This window comes from Bradyrhizobium sp. SZCCT0231 (genome assembly GCF_018130245.1).
Classification (GTDB): domain Bacteria; phylum Pseudomonadota; class Alphaproteobacteria; order Rhizobiales; family Xanthobacteraceae; genus Bradyrhizobium; species Bradyrhizobium japonicum_F.
The window spans coordinates 1-3,311 of record NZ_JAFCKP010000038.1; the positions used below are offsets into that span (position 1 = coordinate 1).

A 3,311-nucleotide genomic window follows, 5' to 3' on the forward strand; every position below is an offset into this window, starting at 1 on the left:
GTGCCGATCCTGGTGCCGGCGTCAGCGAATGCGGCGGCGGAGGTCGGCAATGGGGCGATGTATGTGAGCGCGGTTACGAACGGCGCGTTCACGATCGCGCACACGAACTCCGCGACGACGGGGCGGGTGTTCTTGTATGCGGTGGTGGGGTGAGAGATCCTGGGAAGATCACGCAGATCATCGCTTAGCTGGCCTGTTCGTCTCAATTTGCGACTGGCCTGTCCGGGCGTCTCTGACTTCGCTCGCGATCAACGAAAACTCCGATCCGATGCACCCAAGTGCAAAAGGTATCGGGCATTACCGTAGTGTTTAACTCAATGAATTTCGAGGAGAGATGATGTCTAATGCTGATAGTTGGCGAGGATCCGATCGCGTGCCTGTTGATCCCTGGCAGCAGTTCCTCACGCGGCCCACAGATCTTGACTTGTTGCAGTACACCGATAACCCGCCGAGTTCGCCCATCAGTGCGGGCTTGAACAGGAGCTCGAATCTCGCGAGAGGGCAGCTCTTCCAGCCACTGGTATCCGATCGAGCCAATCTGTTCCCGGTGAAAGGCTGGACGGTCGCTGATGCGACTACCACAGGCCCTGCAGCGGTATTGCGCAGCGGGCCCCTGGAGCAGCCCCGAGCCGGTATCAGTTCATTCCTCTCTCGTGCTGGGGATGCTCCTATCGGAAATTCCCATCCACCAGGCCCGCGCCTGCCGGGACGAATCCCCGGCGCTTTAGGAGCACTCCTGACGATCATCCAAGCTTTGGACGATCTAGTCGAAAAACCGCAGCGAGTTTTTCCTCCACAGCCTGAACCCAATCCGAATACAGAACCCGAACGGGGCATGTCGTCGGACAAAGATGACGACACGCCCAAGGCGCAACGGCCAGACCCAAACATCAGACGACTGACGACCGTCGAAAAGTCTCCACCCTTGGCACCAGAGACTGAAGCCGGCGGAGAGAATTACGAGGGGTGCGACGACGAATGGGCAGAAGCGCGAAAAACTTGCGAGGACGGGTTCAGAGGCCCGCGCGGTTATGGCCCGCAGTCGAGGCCGCTTGGCCGTCGAGAGTGGAGTTTAAATGACTGCATCGAGAGTCTCGTAAGCGCTCGGTGCGGCGGAAAGCCACTTAAGGAAGGACTTAGTGGTAAGGAACGTGCGAAGCGCAACAATGAAGCGGTCCAAAAGAAGCGAAGGGATCGAGAATCCAGGGATGACGCACCGGAATAGCGCTAGATGCCGATCCCGTGAAGTGACATAGTCATGCTTCTATAATTGCTTGGGTTTAAGATAGACGCGACCCCGGCGCGACCTGCGCAACTGCGCCAAGAGAGCTATGATGTCATCGCTATCCACAAGGATTGTGTCGCTCTCGTTCGAGCTATTATATGATGAGCTCGAGCGTCTTCTGAGAGCTGCACGAGCGGCGTCGCCGGAGGAAGCTAGTCTTGCCGGGCTGCCAGAGGCACTTCAAGAGAAGCTCGGCCAGCTGGAAGGACTGCGCTCACACGTGAGATACCTTCTCTCCGGTCTCAATGCCTTAAATTTCAATCTGATGGAGTGGGAGTATTGGAGAGACGCTGAGCTCGTCTCAAGAGAACTCGTGCGATTGTCCTTAGCCTACGACGAGGTGTTTTTTCTCGATGACGCTCGATTGAGGCAAGCAGCCTGCCTAAAGCGCCTGGGCCGAATAAGAGACTTTGAGAATATAGAGAGAGAGATTCCAGCGGGCACGAGATTCTGGATGCGGAATAGATTTTGGTATGTCGAGGAGATATAATTCGCAAAGAAACATCCTGATGCGGATATGTGCAGGACGTCGACAACATTGACTGACTTCAAAAATCGTCATCCGAGATCCTGAGAATTCGCAGCGTTCCCTGAGATCGACCTACCTCCGACGGTGGCGATGATGATGACTATTGTACGAGCCGCAAGTGGGATGAAGAGAATGAATGCCACAAGCGATGGAGGGACAGCGAGTATGCGCACCCGCACCATTATTGGGGATGGCTGGCCCGAGCATCGGAGCCTTGGGATGCCTGCAACCGAAATGGTGGGACGCCGCCGCCGTGGGAGCCGAGGAAATGGAGTCTGGATCCGGATGAGGAGGTATTCATCAATATAGGTCGCTGACAGCCTGCTGCAGGCAGGAAGTTGACAAGATTGCTTGTGGCGTTCGAATATGTGCTCGGGAGGAGCCCGGGAAATGACGATCGAGCGCGATGATCCCCTTTTGAAACTGGCTGATTGGGTATGGCAATTGCGCCAAGAAAAGCCGCTTCATCGCGTCATCGACATCGTTGGTGAGCGGGCGCAGCAAGCAGATGGTGACGACTATCACTTCCTTGCCCTTGAACTCGCGGGGCTGTTGCGTCAGGCCGGACGAATTGACGAAGCAGTCCAGACACTCGATCAGGTGTCGGATCGCTTTCCTGACGACGTTCGCGCTGCAATTACTAAGACGTCCATCTATTTCTGGGCGCTCGATGAACCCGAGCAAGCGCTCAAGTGTATTGATGTTGCATTGGCGCGTGCGCGTCGGACCGGATTTTCTCGCCGGGAAGCCCTAGGCGACAAGGCTCGGATCTTGCTGAAACTATCTCGCGGTGACGAGTTGTCCGACGTGCTCGAGGAAATCATGTCTCTTCAAATGGTGCCGGGTATTCCCGATATTGGTCGCGAGCGCGATTTTGTCGATCGCGCCCCCCCAGGCCTCATTCGAAGGAACGTCCTCGAGCGTTACAACGAGTTTCGTCCAAGGCGTCCGGAGGACAGTTTAGCTGACGAACCACCGAAATACGAACCGGCAAGCGATTGGATGTAAAAGCGTCGGTCGCATTCTTTGACGGCTCATCAGCGATCCGCCGCATCGACCGTGGCCGCGCTGAGGTACAGCTCGATATCCAGGCGATCAGGAGCGTTTCTCACGCGGTCATCTGCTCAGTTTCTTCCGCTGACCCCAGTCTCGAAACAACACCTGGAGCGCGGAGCAGGGCACGGACGAGAACCGCATCACCATCCGCGGCTTCCGCCCGGTGACAGACGCCGCAACGCTGTTCGGCTCGGTGTCCTGGCGCGATACGCCGGCCGCGGTAGCAACACCGGGCGCGGAAGTGCTGGTCAATGCCCGGACCGGCCGCTGCGACGTCCGCCGCGACACCCGCTACTCCCGTTTCACGGTCCGCATCCCGGCCGCGACCAACTGGTCCTTCTGCGCCGGCGTCGTTCCCGATCTCACACCCAACGGCACGCTATGACGGCTTACGTACCCGGCATTACCGAGACCGACCTGAAGAAGATCGTGCTCGCGATC

The 3,311-nt window shown here is 57.5% G+C and carries 3 protein-coding genes; all 3 read left to right on the forward strand.

Going from position 1 to position 3,311, the window contains the following annotated elements; genetic code table 11:
- Positions 1-1,334 precede the first annotated feature (1,334 nt).
- The 3 genes from JQ566_RS34390 (at position 1,335) to JQ566_RS34400 (ending at position 3,255) form a co-directional block, all read left to right on the forward strand.
- Positions 1,335-1,775 (forward strand): hypothetical protein, encoded by a 441-nt coding sequence (locus JQ566_RS34390; protein ID WP_212380674.1) that lies wholly within the window; start codon positions 1,335-1,337, stop codon positions 1,773-1,775.
- Positions 1,776-2,204: 429 nt separating this feature from the next.
- Positions 2,205-2,822 (forward strand): tetratricopeptide repeat protein, encoded by a 618-nt coding sequence (locus JQ566_RS34395; RefSeq protein ID WP_212380676.1) that lies wholly within the window; start codon positions 2,205-2,207, stop codon positions 2,820-2,822.
- Between the two features lie 211 nt (positions 2,823-3,033).
- Positions 3,034-3,255 (forward strand): hypothetical protein, encoded by a 222-nt coding sequence (locus JQ566_RS34400; protein WP_249139973.1) that lies wholly within the window; start codon positions 3,034-3,036, stop codon positions 3,253-3,255.
- The last annotated feature ends 56 nt before the right edge of the window (positions 3,256-3,311 follow it).

Excerpts from the sequence above, each read along its gene's own strand:
- JQ566_RS34390 (WP_212380674.1), top strand. The coding sequence starts at position 1,335 with ATGTCATCGCTATCCACAAGGATTGTGTCGCTCTCGTTCGAGCTATTA.
- JQ566_RS34395 (WP_212380676.1), top strand. The coding sequence starts at position 2,205 with ATGACGATCGAGCGCGATGATCCCCTTTTGAAACTGGCTGATTGGGTA.